Source organism: Streptomyces sp. NPDC054813 (assembly GCF_053611365.1).
Map to the genome: position 1 here is coordinate 135,056 of NZ_JBSHAF010000021.1, position 19,535 is coordinate 154,590.

The following is a 19,535-nucleotide window of genomic DNA, read 5'->3' on the forward strand; positions in this document are numbered from 1 at the left end:
GGACGGGATCACGCGGGCAGCACGGACTGGGCGTGCCGGAAGAACCCTGTGGGGTCCCAGCCGGCCTTGGCCTTCTGCAGCCGCCGGTAGCCGTTCTTGTAGTAGAGGTCGTGCCACGGCACGCCCGAGCTGTTCCACCGGGGGTCGCCCAGGTCGACGTCGGCGTAGTTGACGAAGCAGCCGTCGGTGATCTCGTTCGGCACCGGCACACCGCCGGTGGCGGCGAACATGTCGCGGTAGCACTCCCGGACCCAGGCGATGTTGGCCTCGTCGTCGGCCGCGTCGTTCCACAGCGAGACGACCTGGTACTTCAGCACGGAGTCCCGCTGCGGCACCGCGGTGTCGTCGGGGGCGACCCGGTTCACCCTGCCGCCGTAGGAGGCGATCATGAGCAGCGCGCTCGGGTTGTGGAAGTCGTCGCGGGTCAGGTGACGGTAGGCGGCGGCGATCTGGTCGTCGGTGTAGGTGCGCCGGCCGTAGACGGACTTGCCCTTGAACCTGATGGTGGGGTCCGGGCCGGTGAACCCGGGCCACTGGGTGGCGTGCAGCCACGGCACCCGCCGGTACTGGCGGACCTCGGGCGTGATGCCGAGACCGGCGCCGACCTCGGATATGTAGTTCTGCAGTAGGCGTTCGGCGCCCGGCGCACCGGCGTCCACCAGGGAGTCGAGCACGACCGCGCCCGCCGACTTGTGGAACGGCTTGAGCTGGCTGAACAGTGCCGTGTACGGGGAGTCCGGTGCGCTGTTGCGGGTGTGCCAGTCACCGTGGTTCCACATCAGCCGGGTGAAGCGGGCCTCGGTCAGCTGCTCCCAGGGCCAGGCCACCTCGCTCAGCCACACCTCACGCGGAGGCGTGGGCAGTTGGGCGGCCGGATCACTGCCCGTGGCATCGGGGGAACGGAGCCAGTAGCGCGTCACCACGCCGAAGTTGCCGCCGCCCCCTCCTGTGTGCGCCCACCACAGCTCCCGGTTGGGGTCGTCGGGCTCGCGCGTGGCGGTGACCGCTCGGGCGGTGCCGTCCGCCTGGACGACGACGATCTCGATGCCGTACAGGTGGTCGACGGCGAGCCCGTCGCGCCGGCTCATGGAGCCGTAGCCGCCGCCCTGGATGTGGCCTCCGGCGGCGACGGTGGGGCAGTTGCCGGCCGGGAGGTAGACGCCCCACCCCTTGTAGAGGCGGTCGTAGACCCGGCCGAGGGTGGCGCCGGGGCGGACGGAGAACGCCCGGCGGCGTTCGTCGTAGGAGATGTCGTCCATCCGGGACAGGTCCAGGACGACGGCGATGTCCTGGTCGGTGGTGAAGTTCTCGTAGCAGTGGCCGCCGCTGCGCACGGCCAGGCGCTTGCCGGAGTCGACCGCCTGCTGCACGGTGCGGACGACGTCGGCCGTGGAGGTGGCCAGGACGATCTGCTCGGGGCTGCCGACCCAGCGCTGGTTGGTGCCGCGCCGCAGGTCGGCGTAGCGCTGGTCCGCCGGACGCACCGTGGCGGGGGCCGGATCCACGGAGGCGGACGCGCGCTCCGTCCCGGCCGCGGCCGCGGGGCCCAGACCGGCGGCGGTGACCGCGAGGGCACCGCTCACAGCGGCCGTGCCGGACAGGATCGTCCGGCGGTGCACTCCTGGGCGCGCCGGTGTTCCGGTGGGTTGAGGACGGACCGCGGCAGTCGGTGCGGCCGAGGAGTCCGGGGGAAGGGGAGCAGGCGAAGGCATGAGTGAGTCCTTGGGACGATGAGGAAAAGTGACAGCGGAGAGCGCGCCCTACGGCGTCGGCGGCGTGGGCGTGCCGAGTGAGGCGTGACCGGAGAACCGGCCGTCGGGGTCAGCCGGGCGGCGTGCCCGGTGCCGCCGAGTGAGGCGTGACCGGAGAACCGGCCGTCGGGGTCAGCCGGGCGGCGTGCCCGGTGTGCCGGAGCCGACGAGTGCGTCGAGGCGAATGCCGAACCAGTCGAGGACGCCTGCCACGCGACGGGCCTCCACCAGGTCGGCGGCGGTCGGTCCGGTGACGGCGGCGTGCTGCGCGAAGGCCCGCAGCGCGCCGGGTGAGAGCGCCACGGCCGTCCCGGGAAACAGGCACTTCCCCGCGTACTCGGCGCCCTGGTCGGGACCGGCGCCGGGCTCGGTGGTCCACAACAGGAACGGCGCCGGTACCCCGCGGTCCGCTGCCCGGATCCAGTCGGGGGAGCACAGGTCGCGCCGCAGCGTCTCGTACAGCAGGTGGGCCCCGGCTATCCCGGCGCGGAACCGCATGGCCTTGGCCTCACAGCCGCCTATCAGGTCGAGGCGTGCGTTGACCAGGGCGTCGACGGCCGGGAGGGAGTACTCGACGGCGACCGGACGCGCCGCGGGTGAGGCCGTGGCCCCGGAGAGCAGCTCGTCCATCAACCGCCGGTAGGCGGCAACTCCGTGGACGGGACCGGCGACGACCGTGCCGTCCGCGGACCGGCGTTCGGGCGATGCGGTTCCGGAGACGGGGGGCAGCATGTCGTGGACCGGGTGCGCCGCTTCGGCGCGGGCCCGGTGCGCCCCCTCCCGGGACGTGCGCCGGCAGTCGAGCCAGAGCGCCACGTCGGCGGCCGCTCCGCGCAGTGGGCCGGCCGGGCGTAACGGGGCGAGTGTGTTCATGAAGATTCCCCCTGGGTGGTGGAAAGTCGTCGAACGAGCGCCGAGCGGGCCCGTTGTGGGCGGGTACAGGCGGGAGCACCCCCGTGGCCGAGCGCTCGGGACGACTTTGCGGAAACGTTTCATCGACGAGCGCGGACCGCTCGGGCCCCTCCTGTCAGGGGCGGTCGTGCCAGCGCAGGTCGCCGGGCGTGGCGCGGCGGGCCGAGGTCTGCGTCTCGTACGGCAGCGATCCGTCCGGCATGTTGATGATCTCCATCTGGATGCCGATCGGGGTGCCGAAGTAGAGCCAGCGGTCGCCGGCGATCGGGCCCTGGGTGATCGTCTCCGGCTCGCCCATCAGCACCACGCCCTTCTGCGCACGCAGCCAGCCGGCGGCGGCGTCCACGTCGTCGACGTAGAAGGCCAGGTGGTGGCCGCCGATGTCGCTGTTGCGCGGGGGCCGGGAGCGCAGGGCGCTCGTGCCGCTCTGGATCAGTTCGCAGTTGGCGGTCGGGCCGGTACGGAGCAGTGTGCGCCGCGACTGCTCGGCGCCGGGCGGCCAGTGTCCGCCCGACCGGTCCGCCGCCCCGTCCGAGTTCTCCACCGGCTCCGCTCCCAGCACTTCGGTGAAGAAGGCGGTGGCGGCGTCGAGATCGGCGACCGTGTAACTCACGTGCTCCACGCCCAGCAGGCCCAGCGATCGCTGCACGGTGTTCGGGTACGGCGCGAGCGCGGGTACGAAACTCCGGCCGGTCCGCTGCCCGGGGCCGCGCAGCGAGAGCAGCGTCCCCCAGGGCGTCAGAAACCAGCGGCGGGCCCCGTCGAGGACGTCCGACGGGCCGAGGCGGACGGTGCCCGCCCGGCGCAGGTGCTCCTCGGCGGTGTCCGGGTCCGCCACCATCAGGGCGAGGTGATGCCCGCCGACGTCGTTCGGGCCGGGCGGGGAGACGATCTGGTCCGGGGTGCTGTACTGGAAGAGTTCCAGATTGGTGTACGGGCCGAGCCTGACCAGGGCGACCTGAGCGCAGGCCCGGGGATGTACACCCAGTTTCCGGGTCATCCAGTCGCCCGAGGGATCCTCGACCGGCCCTTCGCGGTAGCAGAGTTCACCCCCGAGCACGCCCGTGAAGAAGGCGATGGCCTCGTCGAGGTGCGGCACGGTGAAGGCGTAGTGGTCCACGGCTCGTGCGGTGGGCAGACCGGAGAGCACCGGCGCGGATGACGACGCCATGGCGGCGTTGAGCATGGTTCCCCCTTGGAATGGCGTGCCGGGTGCGGGGCACCGCGCGGCACACGAATGCTCGGACTCCGGCCACCTGCTCACGAACGGGGCCGGCCGATGGCGACAGTAACGGCAATGTCGATGCGCACGCAAGGATCACCCATGAGGACTCAAGCCGATCTCAAGCCCTCGCATCACGTCTGACCAGGGCTTGTTCAGATCAGAGGCAAGCCGTCGAACCGTCACGGATTCAAGCCCTGCGGATCTCTTTGTGCAGGCATGTAAAAGCCGGACTGCCGAAGGGTTTTCTTGGTTGCTACCGCCTCGTACCCTGGCAATGGCTTGGCCGTCCCGCTCTCCCGTGGGACCGGGCCTGCCTCCCCCTCACTGTGCCCGAAGGTCCCTTCGGCGGGGGACGGAACCTCGGGCACCCTGAAGAAGGCGACATCATGCGAACGCGTAAGGAAGACAGCGTCGAACTCTGGAGCCAGTTGTCCGTCCTCGTCGCGGAGGTCGGGACGACGCTGGACAGGAGACTCTCCGAGGACTTCGACCTGGGCCTGACGGACTTCCTCGCCCTGCGGGCGCTGAGCAACGGCGATCCGGCAGGCATCCGCATGAATGAACTCGCCCAGCTCCTCGGCCTCAACCAGTCGTCGGCCACGCGCGCCGCACAGCGCCTGGAGGGACGGGGGCTCGCCGAGAAGGGGGCCCATGTGACGGACCGCAGGGGCGTGGTGGTGCGCGTCACGGACGCCGGCCGGTCCATGGTCGCGGACATCGGAAATCTCTTCCGCCACGAGGTCGGCATGGCGCTGGAAGTCGCCTCCGTGGACAGCAGGACCAGTTCGGTCGTCGCCAGGCTGCGGTACGCGCCGACCCTCGGCCAGTAGGACGTACGACCCCCCGCCGCGCCCCCGTCGAACCGACGGGGGCTTTTCCTGTCCCCCCGCCCCGCGCGACGGCACGACAGCCGACCCACCTCCTTGCGAAAGCATGCATAGTCCGAGTACTTCCAGCCATCCCGAGATGCCACTGCCCAAGGAAAAGCACTGATAGATCCGGATCCGTCTTCGCCTTACAGCCTCTTTTCGGACGGCAGCCGCCCTGACCACCCCAAGATGTTCTTGCGTGCGCATCGAACGGTGTGTCAGGGTCGTGTCGGCGACGGGGGGCAGGCCACGGTGAAGTGGCCAGATCCTGCGCAGGCGGCCCGGAGGGCTTTGCCGCGCGGACACTCGAGCGAGCTGCCCCGACCGGATTCGCGACGGACCCGAACCGAGACTCTTCGTCGGAGGCGGAAGCCTGATGCAGCAAGAAACCCAGACCACCCGGGAAAATGACGGTCTCTTTGCCGTGGGCAGCCCGGTCACCCACTGGTCGGTTCAGACCAGCAACCCGGTCCAATACGAGATACGCGCCTGCGAGAACCTGCTCGACCCCGAGGACTCCACCATCCTGGAGGACGCCTCGGGCAGCGGCGGCCAGCGTCGTTTCGTCGTCACCGACCGCACGGTCGACTCCCTCTACGGCGAGCGTATCCGCGCGTACTTCGAGCATCACGGTGTCGACCACCGCGTGCTGGTCCTGGACGACGGCGAGACACACAAGTCGATGAGCGCGGTACTGCGGGTCGCCGAGGAGTTCGACGCCTTCGGCATCGACCGCCGGCGGGAACCCGTCATCGCGATCGGCGGCGGCGTCCTCATGGACATCGTCGGCTTCGCCGCCAGCCTCTACCGCCGCTCCACGCCGTTCATCCGCATCCCCACCACGCTGATCGGCCTGGTGGACGCGGGAGTCGGTGCCAAGACCGGGGTCAACCACAACGGACACAAGAACCGCCTCGGCACCTACTTCCCGGCGGATCGCACCCTGTTGGACCGGTCGTTCCTGGCCACGCTCGGCGAACGGCACATCAGCAACGGCCTGGCCGAGATCCTCAAGATCGCCCTGATCAAGGACGCCCGCCTGTTCGATCTGCTGGAGCAGCACGGCGCCGACCTCCTGGGCACCAAGCTGCAGAGCCCGGCGGCCGCCGGCCCCACACCGGCCGACGTCCCGGTGGATCAGCGCCTCGCGGCCCGCGGTCTGCACCTCGACCCCGCGACCGAGGTGGTCGAGCGGGCCATCCAGGGCATGCTGGAGGAGCTCCAGCCCAACCTCTGGGAGAAGGTGCTGGAGCGGGTCGTCGACTACGGCCACACTTTCAGCCCGACCATCGAGATGCACGCGCTGCCGGCCCTGCTGCACGGTGAGGCCGTGGCCGTCGACATGGCGCTGACCACCGTCCTGGCCGAGCGCCGCGGTCTCGTGAGCGCCTACCAGCGTGACCGCATCCTCGACGTGATGGCACGGCTCGGACTGCCGACCCGGCACGCCCTGTGCACGCCTCAGGTGCTCGGGGACGCGCTGCGCGACACCGTGCGGCACCGCGACGGCAAGCAGCGGTTGCCGCTCCCGGTCGGCATCGGCAGCGCCGTCTTCGTCAACGACGTCACCGAGGCCGAACTCGGCGCGGCGGCCGAAGCGCTCGGAACGCTCGCGTCGGGAGTCTCCCGGTGACCACCCCCACCACCGCCCACCACCGGGCGGTCACCGGCTCGGCGGCGAGCGGCCGTCCCCTCGCCTTCCGTTCGGTGGGGACCGTCGCGGGTGCCGCGACGGTCCACGGAGTCCACGGAGCTGTCGGGCGCACCCGCTGGAAGTGCTTCGCGGGCCGCCGCCAGCTCGACTCCGCCACCGAGGCCGTCGAATGGGCCTCCGTCCCACCGGGCGGACTCAGCGGAGAACACCGCCACACCCGTACCGAGGAGATCTACCTCGTCCTGCGCGGACACGGGGAGTTCCTCTTCAACGGCGCCCCCCACCGCGTCGGACCGGGATCGCTGGCCCTGACCGCCCCCGGCAACGTGCACGGGCTGCGCAACACCGGGGACGCCGACCTCGACTGGTGGGTCATCGAAACGCTCGCACCCGGCACCGACGCCGTCCTGTCCGGAGCCGATCTCAGCCACCCGGGAGTTCCCCCCATGGGCGACGCAGTCATCCACGACCTCTTCGAGGAGAGGACCATCTCCACGGCCGGCGTTTTCACCGGTCCCCTGCGCCGGGTGGAGAGCGTCGAGCTCGACCCGGGCCGACGGACCGAACTGGGCGCCTCCGACGCGGAACTCGCCGTGTTCGTGCACAGCGGCGAGGGCCGGGCCACCGCCGACGGGACCACGGCCGGCCTGTCGCCGGACACCTGCGTCACCCTGGGCGCGGGCACGTCCACCGAGTTCGAGGCGGTCACCCCGCTGCGGCTGCTGATCGTGACGCTGGCGCTGCCCGGCCACCGCGCGGAGGCGTCGTGATCATCTCGACCACTGCCGAGGCGGTGCGGACCTCCGTCGACACCGACTCGGGTGCCGACGCGACGGCTGCCTGGACGTGCCTGGTGCGCCGGGGGATGCTGCACAGCGAGTGCGAGGCGGTGGAGCACTGGTCGCTCCCCCGGGGCGCCGTCCTCACGGCGGACCCGCGGCACGGGGTGGAGGAGGCGCTGCTCGTGCTGGAGGGCGAGCCGCGGCTCGTCACGGCCTCCGGCGAACGGGCCCTGCGGGCGGGACAGCTGGCGCTGATCCCGCACGGCTGCCGGGCGCGGCTCGTGGCGGACCGGGACGCGGTCCGGTTGATCAGCGTCCGTACGCTCGCCGCCTCCGTCACCGACCGGCTGCCGCCCCGGATCCCCGAGTTGGTCCCGTCCTGAAAGCGAGCAGATCCATGCGTGCTGTAGTCCTGACGACCTACGGAGGCCCGGAGCGGCTGTCGGTCTCCGACGTCCCGGAACCGGCGGTACCGGAACCGGACGGCGTTCTCGTCCGTGTCGCCGCGGCCGCCGTCAATCCGGTCGACCTCCAGACCCGCGCCGGCGCGCACGCCGAACACAGCGCCTTCCGGCCGCCGATGATCCTCGGCTGGGACGTGGCGGGTACCGTCACCGCGGTCGGCGACGACGTGACCGGTTTCCGCGTCGGCGACCCCGTCGTGGCGATGTCCGCGCAGATGGCCACCGGCCGTGGCACCTACGCCGAGACGGTCGCCCTCCCGGCGGACATCGTCGCACCCGCTCCCGCGTCGGTTCCGCTGACCACGGCGGCGGGGCTGCCGCTCGCCGCCCTCACCGCACGGCAGGCGCTCGACGCCCTCGCACTGCCCGACGGGGCCACGCTGCTGGTCACCGGCGCCCTCGGCGCGGTCGGCGGCCTGGCGGTACAGCTGGCCCGGCTGCGCGGTCTGACCGTGGTGGCCCAGGTGCGCTCCGCCCGGGACGAGGACCACGCCCGCGCGCTGGGAGCGGACCGGGTGGTGAGCGCGGCGCGCATCCCCGTGCCGGGCGTCGACGGCCTGCTGGAGACCGCCGGCCTGCCCGAGGCGATCGGCGCCGTACGGGACAACGGACGCGCGGTCTCGGTCGTGCCCACCCGGGTGCCCGCGGCGGAACGCGGCATCCACGTCGCCGTCTCCCATGTGGAACAGGACGGCCCGGGGCTCGCAGCGCTCGGCTCCCTGGTGGACGGCGGGGGGCTGCGGCTGCGCACCGCGAAGGAGCTCGGGTTCGAGGACGCGCCCGAGGCCCACCGTCTGCTGGCCGCCGGCGGCGTGCGGGGCAAGCTCCTGTTGCTGCCCTGACCAGCCGCCCGGAGCGCGGGAGGCACCCAGAGACAGAACCCGGAAGACCGAGGACAGCGAAGCTGTGACCGAGCCGCACGACAAGGAACACCATGCCGCCGATCCCGACAACGTCTCCCGGCTGTGGACGCGGGTCGTGCCCATGTTCTCCCTGCTGCAAGCGCAGCTGGACCGCACGCTGACCAACCGTCACGGCGTCGGCGTGGGACCGCTGATGGCCCTGGGAGTGCTGGTACGCGAGCGGCCGGGGTCCGTGACGGTCGGCGCCGTCGCCCGGCAGCTGGGCGTGAGCGTCTCGACCGCGAGCCGGATGCTCACCCAGCTGGAACGCTCGGGCTGGACGATCCGGATCGCCTGGCCCTGCGACCGCCGGACCACCCGGATCTCGGCCACGGACTCCGGTCTCAGTCTGTGGAGCCGGGCCAACCAGACACTCGAACGTGAACTCGACCTGGCCTTCGAGAAGTTGAGGTTCGACGAGAACTACGCGCACGTCGTGGCCCGCCTGTGCCGGGCGGGAGAGGACCCGCCCGCCCGTTAGCCGGCGGGCGGCGGGGCGCCCATCGGCTCAGGACGCCGGTTCGGGCCAGGCAGCCATGGCGTACTCGGCCACGTGCCGCAGTTCCTCCGCGGTCGCCCCGTCCCGCGCCTGCTGTGACATGCCCTGGACGACGGCGGCGAAGTAGACGGCCAAGGCCCGGGTGTCGGCCCCTTCGGGGAGCGACCCCCGGGCCTTGGCGTCCTTCAGCCTCTCCTCGAAGGACCGGACGTTCGCCGCCCTGCGGGTGCGCAGGTCCCGCTCGACGTCGGCGGTCTGCGGGGAGTAGTTGGTCGCCGCCGTGATGACCAGACAGCCGGCCGGGTGCTCGGGGTCGGTGTAGGACACCGCCGCCTCGTCCAGCATCCGGGCGAAACCCGCGCGGGCGTCGCTCTCCTGGGCGAGCGCGTTCTCCATGAACGCGCCGAAGGTGCTGCCGTAGCGGTCGACGACCTCGCCGAACAGGGTGCGCTTGTCTCCGAAGGCCGCGTACAGGCTCGGCGGCGAGACCCCCATGGCGGCGGTCAGGTCGGAGATGGACGTGCCCTCGTAACCGTGCTGCCAGAACAGGAGCGTGGCCTGCACGAGTGCGGTCTCACGGTCGAAACTCCGCGGCCTGCCGCGCTTGGTCGTCGTCATACATGGATTTTACAGCGATCGCTAAGAAATTGAGGTAGGCTTATTACGTAGTCATCGCTACAAAAATTAGACGCGAAAGGGAGCTCATGGGCACGCTCACGGGGAAGACGGCACTGGTGACGGGCGGCAGCCGCGGGATCGGACGGGCGATCGCCGAGCGACTCGGCGGCGACGGGGCGCTGGTGGCCGTGCACTACGGCCGGAACGGTGCGGCCGCCGACGAGGTCGTGGAAGCGATCCGGGCCAAGGGCGGCGCCGCCTTCGCGGTCCATGCCGAACTGGGCAGGGCCGGTGACGTGGAGACCCTCTGGGAGCGCTACGACAGCCAGGTCCTGGAACTCTCCGGCAGCACCGACCTCGACATCCTGGTCAACAACGCCGGCGTCACACCGCGCGGCGAGATCGCGGAGACCACGGCCGAGGCGTTCGACGAGGCCGTCGCCGTCAACATGCGCGCGCCCTTCTTCCTCACGCAGCACGGACTCAAGCGCCTGCGGGACGGCGGGCGGATCATCAACACCTCGTCCGGAGCGACCCGTATCGCACTCACCGACATCATCGCGTACGCCATGACCAAGGGGGCCGTCGACGCCTTCACCCTCACGCTCGCCAAGGCGCTCGGCGGTCGCGGCATCACGGTCAACTCGGTGGCGCCCGGCATCATCGACACCGACATCAACGCCTCCTGGCTGCGCGGCAACACCGCCGCCGAGGAGTCCGCGGCGGCACTCTCGGCTCTCGGCCGGGTGGGCCGCCCCGAGGACGTCGCCGACGTGGTCGCCTTCCTCGCCTCCGACGACGCCCGCTGGGTGACCGGGCAGGTCATCGACGCCACCGGCGGTTCCCAGCTCTGACCGGCGACCGGCTCTCCCGGACGGGACCAACGCCACGCACGGGTGTCAACGGGGACACCGTGACCACACGCACGCCAGACACTCTGCAGCTGGAGGCCCCATGCACGTCGTCATCGCCTGGTGGGACACCCGACGTAACGCCGAGGCCGGCACCGCCCGGCCATACCCGTCCGGGAAGGCCGGCGCCTTCGCCGGCGACTTTCCCGGGCTGTGCACCAGCCAGTGGATCACCCACCCGGTGGCGGACCTTCAGGGACTGGCACTGATCTGGGACTCGGCGGCCAGCGCCGATCTCTCCCTTCCGGCCATCTCCGAGCGGATGTTCGGCTGCGCCCCCTCCCACCGGTGGGTCTTCGAAGTCAGCGGCACGACGTCTCCGCACGGCGACGCCCCCGGACTGCCGGCCGAACTGGACCTCCTGCTCCACGCCTGAACACCGCACCCCCGGCCGACGAAGCACGCCCCTTCCCGCGGCCGGGGCTCACTCCGCACACCCGCACCGGGTGCCGACGGCCGGCCGTCCCGGGGACTCCGCCGACCGCGTCCTGGCCGCCGGCTGCGGCGGCGGTCCGCGTCCGATCATCCAGGACGGGCCGAGAGAGGGCGGACACCGCGGCCCCGCCCGGCCCCTGCCGCACCGGACTCAGGGCCGGGCCGGGCCGGCCGCGGTGATGGCCGAGGCCACGTCGTCCGCGGCATGGCCGGACGCGATCGCCTCGTCCCAGCGCTTCAGCAGCGCTTCGGTGAGCGGCAGTTCGAGCCCTCGCTGATCGGCGGCCGCCAGGGCGAGAGCCGCGTCCTTGCCGGCGTGGTGCAGCGGGAAACCCGGGGCGAAGTCGTGCTCGACCATGGCACGGCCCTTGGCCGTCGCATACGCGGATCCCAGCGGGCTCTCGGTGAGGGCGCCGAGCACCAGACCGGGTTCCAGCCCGAGCACGCCGGTCAGGCTGACGGTCTCGGCCATGCCTTCGACCAGGACCGCGAGCCAGTTGTTGAGCACGAGCTTGAAGCGGCTGCCGTCGCCGAGACGGTCCAGCCACTGCGTCCGGTGGCCCAGCGCGTCGAACAGCGGCTGCACGCGGGGGCGCAGTGCCGGGTTCCCGGAGGCGAGGACGAGCAGTTCGCCCCGTTCCGCGGGCTCGGAGCTCCCGGAGACCGGGGCGTCGACGAACTCCGCCGCCCCCTCGGCGAGTTCCGCCAGCCGCCGGGTGGCGTGCACGCCGACCGTGCTCATCTGGATCCAGACCGCGTCCTGCCCGAGCGCTGTCAGGGCGCCGTCGGTGCCGGTCATCGCACTCTCCACGGCGTCGCCGTCGGTGAGCATGGTGATCAGGAACTCGGCCTCCGCGGCCGCCCCGGCCGGGGTGCCGGCGACCCGTGCGCCCTGACCGGCGAGCGCCTCGGCCTTCTGCCGGGTCCGGTTCCACACCGTCACGTCGAACCCGGCGCGCAGCAGACTGCGCGCGATGGGGGCGCCCATGACACCGGTGCCGAGGACGGCGACCCGGGTCCTCCCTGTCCCTGCCTGTTCGGTTTGTTCTGCCAGTTCTCTTCGTTCTGTTCGTTGGGTCATCACACACTCTCCCGGGGAAGGTCCGGCGACCGGGGGTGGTCGCCTTCATGATCAAATCGCTGTCAGTTCGGACCGGCGGTCGAGATCAGCCGACTCGGGCGCCGATCACGTGCCCGATCCCGAAGACGGCCGCGGCGGCGAGGGCGCCCACGAAGAGCTGGCGGGCCCCGCAGCGCAGCGGGGACCGGCCGTTGAGCAGGCCGATCGCGCCGCCGACGGCGAACAGGGCGCTGCCCGCCAGAGCGACGGCGAGGAACAGCGCCGCCGTTCCCGAAAGGAAGAGGAAGGGCAGGACGGCGGCCAGGGCACCGACGGCGAACGAGGCGAGGCTGGAGAACGCCGCCGACCACGGCGAACCCAACTCGTCCGGGTCCAGTCCGAGTCCCTCGCGGACCATGGTGTTCAGCGCCGTGTCGTGGTCCCGCATGATGGTCGCCGCGACATGCCGGGCGTCCTCCGCGTCCAGCCCCTTGTCCCGGTAGACCTGGGCCAGTTCCGCCTCCTGCGCGCCCGGGTCCGCGCGCAGCCGGTGGGCGGCGACCGCTATCTCCCGCTCGTAGGCCTCGCGTTGACTGCGCATGGAGACGTACTCGCCGGCGGCCATGGAGAAGGCACCGGCCAGCAGCCCCGCGACTCCGGCGAACAGGACAGACGTACCGGAGACGCCGGACCCGGCGAAACCCATCACCAGGGCCGTGTTGGAGACCAGGCCGTCGTTGACACCGAACACCGCGGCGCGCAGGGCACCGGAGCGGTCGCCGTGTCGCGTCCGCTCGCCGCGCTCGGCGGGGTTCCTGATCTCGTCGTTCACGATGCCCGGGCGAGCGGCATACGTCCGTTCGGATGACGTCAGCGACATGACAGCACTCCGATCCTCGATTGCGGTTTCCATCGACGCCGATTACCAGCCTCCCGGTTATTCGCCGTCATAGATACCAACGCACGGGAAGTGCCGCTGTTTCCCATTTGGGGTAGATGGTCGTAGATAAGTGTTATCGCCATAAAAGATAGGTCGCGTGAGCATCATGTAAGCGCGTGACTCCCGTCGGCGGGCGTGATGGCATGGGCGGCATGGAGTTGCGGGAGTTGCGGGCGTTCGTGGCAGTAGTGGAGGAGGGCGGGCTGTCCGCCGCCGCCCGGCGGCTGCATGTGAGTCAGCCCGCCCTCTCCCAGACGATCAGCGGGCTGGAGCGGCAGCTGGGTGTGCGGCTGCTGCTGCGCGAGCACAGCGGGGTGCGGGCCACCGAGGCGGGGACCGCGCTGGCCGGCGAGGCACGGGCGGTGCTCGCCCGGCACGATCAGGCGCTGCGGGTGATGGCCGGGTACGCCGGTCCGGGCGGCGGTGCGCTGCGCGTCGGGATCCCCCTGGAGCTGCCGTCCGGGCTGCTCGACCCGGCGCTCGCCGAACTGGCCGAGGCGCATCCGGAGACGCGGGTGCAGGCCCGGCACCTGTCCACGGCGGAGCAGTTGACCGCGCTGCGCACCGATGAGCTCGACGTCGGCTTTCTCCGGGAACGGCCGTCGGGGCCGGAGTTCGACGCGCTGCTCGTCGTACGGGAGAGGCTCGGTGTGCTGATCTCCGTCGAACAGGCCGCCGAGCTGGCCGGTCCCGACGGCATCCCGCTCGACGCCCTCGACACCCTGCAGTGGGTCGGGTTCCCACGGGCCGGAAGCCCCGCCTGGTACGACGAGCTGACCGCGATCCTGCGCGGGCACGGCCTCGACCTCGGTCCGGAGGCTCCCGAGGGGCAGGCCCTGATCGCCGACGTGAAGCTGGCCGCGGTCGCCTCCGGGCAGGCCTTCGCGCTGGCTCCGCCGGGCTGGCAGCAGCCGCTGCCCGACCACGTGACGTGGTCACCGCTGATCGGCCACCCACTGGTGCGCCGTACCTGGGCGGTATGGCCGTCCAGCTCCCGCCGGCGTGACCTGGGCCGCTTCGTCGCGGCCCTGGACCGGGCGGTGCGGGGCTGAATCGTTCGGCGCCGAGTCCGCGCGCGACTGAGCGCTCCGCGTAGCTGCCGTGATGCGCCGCCGTTCGGCTGCGGCGCCGTGGTGACCGGTCGCGCCCACGCGGCGGAACCACACATGGACACAGTCCCGCGCCCCTTCGGGGCGCCGCCGAACCGCGGCTGACATTGCCCGACCCGTCGGCGCGTCAGCCGACACGGGCGGGGCGGTGCGCCGGCCGGCATGTGCCGGCGCCCCGGGTGTCAGACGGCCGTGCGGCCCCCGTCGACCGGCAGGATCGCGCCCTGTACGAAGCTCGCCGCGTCGCTCGCCAGGTAGGCGATCGCCTCGGCGATCTCCCGTGCCTCGCCGGGCCGTCCGGCGGGCGCCTGTGCGGCCAGGGCGTCCAGGTCGTCGCCCATGGCGGCCGTGCCCTCGGTGCGGGTCGGGCCGGGCTCCACGGCGTTCACCCGTACGCCCCGCGGGCCGAACTCGGCGGCCCAGGCCTTGGTCAGCAGGTTGACCGCCGCCTTGCTCGACCCGTACAGCGCCATGCCCGCGAGACCGTACTCGGCGACAATCGTGCTGACGTTGACGATCGCACCCTGTCCGCGCTCGGCCATGCCCGGTGCCAGCTCGGCCACCAGGTAGAACGGCGCCTTCACGTTCAGGTCGTAGACGGCGTCCACATCGCTGGACGGCGTCTCGGCCGTCGGGCCGAACGGGAAGATGCCGGCGTTGTTGACGAGGATGTCCACGCGGCCGCCGCCCAGTTCGGTGGCCCGCCTGGCCAGCTGCCGCACCGAGTCGACGTCCCGCAGCTCGGCCGCCAGGAAGTCGGCCTTGCCGCCGCGCTCCCGGACGGCCGCGACGATCTTGTCACCGCGCTCCGCGTCCCGTCCCGCGACCAGCACGTGGGCGCCCCGTTCGGCGAACAGGGTCGCGGTCGCGGCGCCGATACCGCTGGTGGCGCCGGTCAGCAGGGCCACGCGTCCGGTCAGATCAACAGTTCCCATGAGATGTCCTCAGGTGTGAAAAGTAGGGGCGATCCGGTCGTCCCGTCGCCTCGTCCGTGAGGTGACGGGAGTCCTCAAGCACCCGGGCGCACCGCGGATTCCGGTCCGGCCATCGGCGGATCCGATGGCCTCCATAAGCGCGCGGACCGGCCTGCCGTCCCGGCTGTCACCGCCCCGGCCGTACCGCGTTTGCGCCGGTCAGGGGAGCCGGGCGGCCAGAGGTTGCGCTTATGGCGGGTCTTTGTGAGGCGTATGGCGGTAGGGCGATCAACTCCGCGCGCCCAGCGGTTACATCACCCGTACGGCACAGGGAGTCGCCGCCTCCGAGGTGGTGACCCAGCAGCTCGGACCGGCACCGATCGTCATGTGAGGCAGCAATTGAGCGCACCACACCAAACCAGCACAAACGGTACTTACGATCTTATCGTCCTGGGCGCCGGACCGGTCGGACAGAACGTCGCCGACCACGCCCGGGCCGCCGGCCTCTCGGTGGCCGTCGTGGAGCGGGAGCTCGTCGGCGGCGAGTGCTCCTACTGGGCCTGCGTCCCCAGCAAGGCACTGCTGCGTCCGGTCATCGCGGTCGCCGACGCCCGCCGTGTCGACGGCGCCCGGCAGGCCGTCACCGGCCGGCTCGACACCGGCGCCGTCTTCGCCCGGCGCAACCGTTACGTCACCGACTGGGACGACAGCGGGCAGGCATTGTGGGTCAAGTCCATCGGCGCCGACCTCTTCCGCGGGCACGGCCGGCTCGACGGGCCGCGCCGGGTCACCGTCACCCGGGACGACGGCTCCCGGCAGACCCTGGCCGCCCGGCACGCGGTGGCCGTCGCCACCGGCAGCCGCCCGGTGCTGCCCGACATCCCGGGCATCGAGGAGGCCCGGCCCTGGACGAACCGGCACGGTACCGACTCCAGCACCGTGCCCGCCCGGCTCATCGTGGTCGGCGGCGGTGGGGTCGGCGTGGAGATGGCCACGCTGTGGCAGGGGCTGGGGTCACAGGTCACCCTGCTCGTCCGCCGCCGGCTGCTCCCCCGTATGGAGGCCTTCGCCGGGGAGCTGGTCGCGCAGGGGCTGACCGAGGCGGGCGCGGATGTGCGGACCGGCGTCCAGGTGACCGCCGTGCGGCGGCCGGACCCCGCCGGGCCGGTGACCGTCACGCTGGACGACGGGAGCGAGCTGGAGGCCGACGAGATCCTGTTCGCCACCGGACGGGCCCCCGGCACCGACGACATCGGCCTGGAGACCGTGGGCCTGACCCCCGGTTCCTGGCTGGACGTGGACACGACCTGCCTGGTCGACGGGGTCGAGGGTGAGTGGCTGTACGGCCTCGGGGACGTCAACCACCGCGCGCTCCTCACCCATGAGGGCAAGTACCAGGCGCGGACGGCGGGGGACGCCATCGGTGCCCGGGCCGCCGGGCGGCCGCTGGACGACGGGGACTGGGGCGATCACGCGACCACCGCCGACCAGCACGCCGTCGCCCAGGTCTTCTTCACCGACCCGGAGGCGGGCGCGGTGGGCCTGACCGCCGAGCAGGCGGCCGCCGCCGGGCACCGCGTCGAGACGGTCGACCTCGACTTCAACGCGGCCCAGGGCGCCAACCTGTACGCCGACGGCTACACCGGCCATGCCCGGCTGGTCGTGGACGTGGACCGGGATGTGCTGCTCGGGGTGACCATGGTCGGGTCCGGGGTCAGCGAGCTGCTGCACTCGGCCACGATCGCGGTCACCGGCGAGGTCCCGCTGAAGCGGCTCCGGCACGCCATCGCGCCGTTCCCCACGGTCAGCGAGATCTGGGTGTTCCTCGTCGGCGCGTACCGAGGCCGGCGGCAGGAACGCGACGCCGGGTGAGTCGACGCCGGGTGAGTCGATGCTGGGTGAGTCACTGACAGCCGCGCGCCGCCGGCGCCGACGAGAGGGGCTGAGCCGTCCCACCGCCGGCGCCGCCGGAACGGCTCAGCCCACCTCGGGCATCCCCCGGAACCGCTCAGCCCACCTCGCCGAACCCGTCCTCCAGGTCCGCGCTCACCGGGATCCGCACCTCGGCGGCGATCTCGCCGATCCGGCGGATCATGGTCGTACGGTCGACCCGGTCGCCGTCCGACGCTGTGCCGGCGTAGTCGCGGTCCGGGCGGCCCAGGGAGAAGGCCACCCCCGCACTGGTGGTGGCCACGGCCGGGAAACCGGCCGGCTCCAGGACACGGGCGCTTCCCGCGTCCCAGGCGTTGGGGAGCAGGAAGCAGCCCTCCCGATGCAACTCGACGAAGCGTGCGGCCAGTTCCCGACGTCGAGTGTCCACGAGGCCCAGTCTGTCAGCCGGTACTGACAACGAGGCTTCCCCTCGCCGTGGTCGGCGCGCGGTGAGGTCGAGGGCGATGCGGTGATCAGGTTCGGCCGGGTTGAGCACGATGATCGCCCTGCCGAGGGCCGCGCCGCCGACCTTCTCGACGGCACCCTGCACGGTCATGCGCCGGCTCCTTCGGAGGCATCGGGAGCTTCGGAGGCTTGCGCGGCGGGCGAGGTCAACCCGATCCTGCGGCCCACGAGCCGCCGGCCGGCCGCCACGCCCCGCTCGACGTACCGCCGCTGTACCGCGTAGGCGGTCTCGATGTCGCCCTCGGGGAGGAGGGCCCGGACAGGGCGCAGGGGGTGCCGGTGCGGGTGGTCCGGTCGAGGACGTCGGCCACCTTCGTCACGAGGTCGGGGCTCATGCCGACAGGTACAGGCGGAGGAAGAGGCCGCACCGGGCGTCAGCTGTATCGCGGCCTCCGTCTTCTGTATCGCGGCTCCCGTCTTCGCGGCCCCACGGCGGTAGCGGCCTTGTCGGTAGCGGTGCCCTGCGACCGCTTCCGCCCGGCCCAGCCCCGGCGGTACGCACAGCGGCCCTGGGCCTGTCCCGCGCGCTGCGATCCGGCCGGTGACCGGACGTCGCCCCCGCGCTCTCGCCGTTGAACCGCGTACTGTCGTGCCCGTCCGGCACCCCCCGATGGACGCCCCAGGAGGAACCGCCCCGTGACCTGCCGAGTCATTCTCATAGCCCCGGCGATCACACCCTCGCTGCGGCGGGCCCGCTTCGACGACGGTGACTCCATCGAGAACCCGGAGGCGGTGGCGCTGTCCCTGCCCGCCGGCCGGGCGGTCAGCTCCCCCAGCGTGCGCTGCCGTGAGACGGCGACCGCACTGGGCCTCGACGCCTCGGCGGAGCCCGGGCTGTCGGGCCTGGACGCGGGCCGCTGGCGGGGCCGGACACTGGAGGAGGTCAGCGCCGCCGAGCCCGAGGCACTGGTCCACTGGCTGTCCGACCCGGGGGCCGCGCCGCACGGGGGCGAATCGGTCCGGGGGTTCTGCGCGCGGGTCACCGAGTGGCTGGAGACGACGGGCCGTACCACCGGCCGGACGATCGCGGTGGTGGAGCCGGAGGTGGTACGGGCAGTTGTGCTGCACGCGCTCGGGGCGCCCGAGACGGCGTTCTGGCGTGTGGACGTCCCACCGCTGACGGCGACGGAGGTGACGGGCGGCCCCGGCCGCTGGAACCTGCGGCTCGGCCAGGTCGGCGGTCAGGGAGCCTCCGGCGAGGTGCGGTAAATCCGCTGGAACGGCGCGCCCCGCCCTGCCTAAGGTCCCGCCATGACCACCCGCACCTTCCGCATCACCGTCCGCGGTGTCTTCGACGGCCTCGGCGCCGAGCAGCGCGCCGAGTTGCTGTCCCGGGCCGCCGACCACGACGTGCTGCGCGCGGCCTTCACCCCCGAGGGCCATCTCAGTTACGACATCGCCGCGCGGGCCGCCTTCACCTTCCGCTTCCTGGACGCCGGCGAGGAAGCGGAGGACATCCTGGCGGCGACCGAACGCGCCGAGGAGGCGGCCAGGGCGTGGCTCGGCGAGCGCGGCTACGGCTACGGCTACAAGAACCTCCGGTCCAAGGCGGAGGACCTCTCGCAGGCGCCCCTCGGCAAGCGGCAGCGCCGGGCCGCCGCGCAGCGGGGCTGACCCTCCGGGAAGCGGCCACGGCGGCCTGAAGTCGCCGTGGTTCAGGTCACGTTGGGCTGTGGCCGGATTGTGGAGGCCAGGTGTCCGCGGGCGTGGCATGCTCGGGCCCACACCGAGTTACCGGCCGGTTCTACCCGCCAGTAGCCATCGTCGGTGTCTCTTCGTCACCCCCCACCCTCAGGACTGACCTTGCGCAGACGCACGAGGCCCGGGCATGCCCTCATGCCCGCCTTCGCCGTGACCGCCCTCCTTCTCGCCGTCGGCTGCTCCGCATCCCCGCACCAGAACTCCGCCGGGGACCGCGCCCAGGAGACCGCCCGGGTCTCCGACACCACCACCGCCGCCGCCCGCACGGACGGCCGGTCGCGGGGGGGGGGCCCCCCCCCCCCCCCCCCCCCCGCCCGCGCCCCCCCCCGCGCGGGGGGGGGGAGGCCACACCACCCCCCCCCACACAACCAAAGACAAGACCAAAGGCACCA

At 72.3% G+C, this 19,535-nt stretch carries 20 protein-coding genes and 1 pseudogene; 12 read left to right on the plus strand and 9 right to left on the minus strand.

All coding sequences use genetic code 11. The features are described 5' to 3' along the window. Positions 1-8: 8 nt before the first annotated feature. The 3 genes from ACWGJB_RS34940 to ACWGJB_RS34950 all read right to left on the minus strand — a co-directional run bounded on the left by ACWGJB_RS34940 (position 9) and on the right by ACWGJB_RS34950 (position 3,849). Positions 9-1,619 carry an FAD-binding oxidoreductase gene (locus ACWGJB_RS34940; RefSeq protein WP_453384049.1) on the minus strand — a complete coding sequence of 537 codons (1,611 nt, stop codon included), beginning with the start codon at positions 1,617-1,619 and terminating at the stop codon, positions 9-11. A gap of 264 nt (positions 1,620-1,883) precedes the next feature. Continuing rightward, positions 1,884-2,624: a hypothetical protein gene (locus tag ACWGJB_RS34945; RefSeq protein WP_453384050.1), complete on the minus strand. Its 741-nt coding sequence runs from the start codon at positions 2,622-2,624 to the stop codon at positions 1,884-1,886. Between the two features lie 154 nt (positions 2,625-2,778). Next, entirely contained in the window at positions 2,779-3,849 is a 1,071-nt protein-coding gene (locus ACWGJB_RS34950; RefSeq protein ID WP_453384051.1) for a VOC family protein, read from the minus strand. Positions 3,850-4,274: 425 nt separating this feature from the next. Between ACWGJB_RS34950 and ACWGJB_RS34955 the strand changes: the two genes are divergently transcribed. From ACWGJB_RS34955 to ACWGJB_RS34980, 6 genes are all read left to right on the plus strand, one after another. Then, positions 4,275-4,718: a MarR family winged helix-turn-helix transcriptional regulator gene (locus ACWGJB_RS34955; RefSeq protein ID WP_453384052.1), complete on the plus strand. Its 444-nt coding sequence runs from the start codon at positions 4,275-4,277 to the stop codon at positions 4,716-4,718. Positions 4,719-5,133: 415 nt separating this feature from the next. Then, positions 5,134-6,390: a sedoheptulose 7-phosphate cyclase gene (locus tag ACWGJB_RS34960; protein WP_453384053.1), complete on the plus strand. Its 1,257-nt coding sequence runs from the start codon at positions 5,134-5,136 to the stop codon at positions 6,388-6,390. Beyond that, on the plus strand, positions 6,387-7,181 hold the full coding sequence (locus ACWGJB_RS34965) for a cupin domain-containing protein (protein ID WP_453384054.1): 795 nt from the start codon (positions 6,387-6,389) through the stop codon (positions 7,179-7,181). The genes ACWGJB_RS34960 and ACWGJB_RS34965 overlap by 4 nt, the downstream gene beginning before the upstream one ends. Continuing rightward, positions 7,178-7,576, plus strand: a complete 399-nt coding sequence (locus ACWGJB_RS34970; RefSeq protein ID WP_453384055.1) for a cupin domain-containing protein — start codon at positions 7,178-7,180, stop codon at positions 7,574-7,576. The genes ACWGJB_RS34965 and ACWGJB_RS34970 overlap by 4 nt, the downstream gene beginning before the upstream one ends. 14 nt (positions 7,577-7,590) lie before the next feature. Then, a complete protein-coding gene (locus ACWGJB_RS34975) occupies positions 7,591-8,499 on the plus strand; it encodes an NADP-dependent oxidoreductase (protein WP_453384056.1) in 909 nt (302 codons plus the stop codon). 64 nt (positions 8,500-8,563) lie between these two features. Next, positions 8,564-9,040 carry a MarR family transcriptional regulator gene (locus ACWGJB_RS34980; protein WP_453384057.1) on the plus strand — a complete coding sequence of 159 codons (477 nt, stop codon included), beginning with the start codon at positions 8,564-8,566 and terminating at the stop codon, positions 9,038-9,040. A 27-nt stretch (positions 9,041-9,067) separates the two neighbouring features. Here the strand turns inward: ACWGJB_RS34980 and ACWGJB_RS34985 are convergent, their stop codons facing one another. Further along, a complete protein-coding gene (locus tag ACWGJB_RS34985) occupies positions 9,068-9,676 on the minus strand; it encodes a TetR/AcrR family transcriptional regulator (RefSeq protein WP_453384058.1) in 609 nt (202 codons plus the stop codon). An 86-nt stretch (positions 9,677-9,762) separates the two neighbouring features. Here ACWGJB_RS34985 and ACWGJB_RS34990 point away from each other — a divergent pair, with 86 nt between their 5' ends. Both ACWGJB_RS34990 and ACWGJB_RS34995 read left to right on the plus strand, forming a co-directional pair. Next, on the plus strand, positions 9,763-10,530 hold the full coding sequence (locus tag ACWGJB_RS34990; protein WP_453384059.1) for an SDR family oxidoreductase: 768 nt from the start codon (positions 9,763-9,765) through the stop codon (positions 10,528-10,530). A gap of 100 nt (positions 10,531-10,630) precedes the next feature. Continuing rightward, positions 10,631-10,963, plus strand: coding sequence for a hypothetical protein (locus ACWGJB_RS34995; RefSeq protein WP_453384060.1), 333 nt, complete (start codon positions 10,631-10,633; stop codon positions 10,961-10,963). 210 nt (positions 10,964-11,173) lie between these two features. Here the strand turns inward: ACWGJB_RS34995 and ACWGJB_RS35000 are convergent, their stop codons facing one another. Continuing rightward, positions 11,174-12,103, minus strand: coding sequence for an NAD(P)-dependent oxidoreductase (locus tag ACWGJB_RS35000; protein ID WP_453384061.1), 930 nt, complete (start codon positions 12,101-12,103; stop codon positions 11,174-11,176). Positions 12,104-12,188: 85 nt separating this feature from the next. Beyond that, complete coding sequence (locus tag ACWGJB_RS35005) at positions 12,189-12,962, minus strand: VIT1/CCC1 transporter family protein (protein ID WP_453384062.1); 774 nt, start codon at positions 12,960-12,962, stop codon at positions 12,189-12,191. A 176-nt stretch (positions 12,963-13,138) separates the two neighbouring features. Between ACWGJB_RS35005 and ACWGJB_RS35010 the strand changes: the two genes are divergently transcribed. Then, the gene (locus ACWGJB_RS35010) at positions 13,139-14,074 is read left to right on the plus strand and encodes a LysR substrate-binding domain-containing protein (RefSeq protein ID WP_453384063.1); all 936 of its coding nucleotides are present in this window, start codon (positions 13,139-13,141) and stop codon (positions 14,072-14,074) included. Positions 14,075-14,313: 239 nt separating this feature from the next. Here the strand turns inward: ACWGJB_RS35010 and ACWGJB_RS35015 are convergent, their stop codons facing one another. Next, positions 14,314-15,066 carry an SDR family NAD(P)-dependent oxidoreductase gene (locus tag ACWGJB_RS35015; protein WP_453384064.1) on the minus strand — a complete coding sequence of 251 codons (753 nt, stop codon included), beginning with the start codon at positions 15,064-15,066 and terminating at the stop codon, positions 14,314-14,316. Positions 15,067-15,444: 378 nt separating this feature from the next. Between ACWGJB_RS35015 and ACWGJB_RS35020 the strand changes: the two genes are divergently transcribed. After that, positions 15,445-16,917 carry a dihydrolipoyl dehydrogenase family protein gene (locus ACWGJB_RS35020; RefSeq protein WP_453384065.1) on the plus strand — a complete coding sequence of 491 codons (1,473 nt, stop codon included), beginning with the start codon at positions 15,445-15,447 and terminating at the stop codon, positions 16,915-16,917. Between the two features lie 136 nt (positions 16,918-17,053). Here the strand turns inward: ACWGJB_RS35020 and ACWGJB_RS35025 are convergent, their stop codons facing one another. Further along, positions 17,054-17,533, minus strand: coding sequence for an isocitrate lyase/phosphoenolpyruvate mutase family protein (locus tag ACWGJB_RS35025; RefSeq protein ID WP_453384066.1), 480 nt, complete (start codon positions 17,531-17,533; stop codon positions 17,054-17,056). 38 nt (positions 17,534-17,571) lie between these two features. Next, positions 17,572-17,777, minus strand: a pseudogene (locus ACWGJB_RS35030) (2-keto-4-pentenoate hydratase); the annotation flags it as partial. A 301-nt stretch (positions 17,778-18,078) separates the two neighbouring features. Here ACWGJB_RS35030 and ACWGJB_RS35035 point away from each other — a divergent pair. Both ACWGJB_RS35035 and ACWGJB_RS35040 read left to right on the plus strand, forming a co-directional pair. After that, complete coding sequence (locus tag ACWGJB_RS35035; protein ID WP_453384067.1) at positions 18,079-18,651, plus strand: histidine phosphatase family protein; 573 nt, start codon at positions 18,079-18,081, stop codon at positions 18,649-18,651. Between the two features lie 42 nt (positions 18,652-18,693). Then, positions 18,694-19,056 carry a DUF6204 family protein gene (locus tag ACWGJB_RS35040; RefSeq protein WP_453384068.1) on the plus strand — a complete coding sequence of 121 codons (363 nt, stop codon included), beginning with the start codon at positions 18,694-18,696 and terminating at the stop codon, positions 19,054-19,056. The last annotated feature ends 479 nt before the right edge of the window (positions 19,057-19,535 follow it).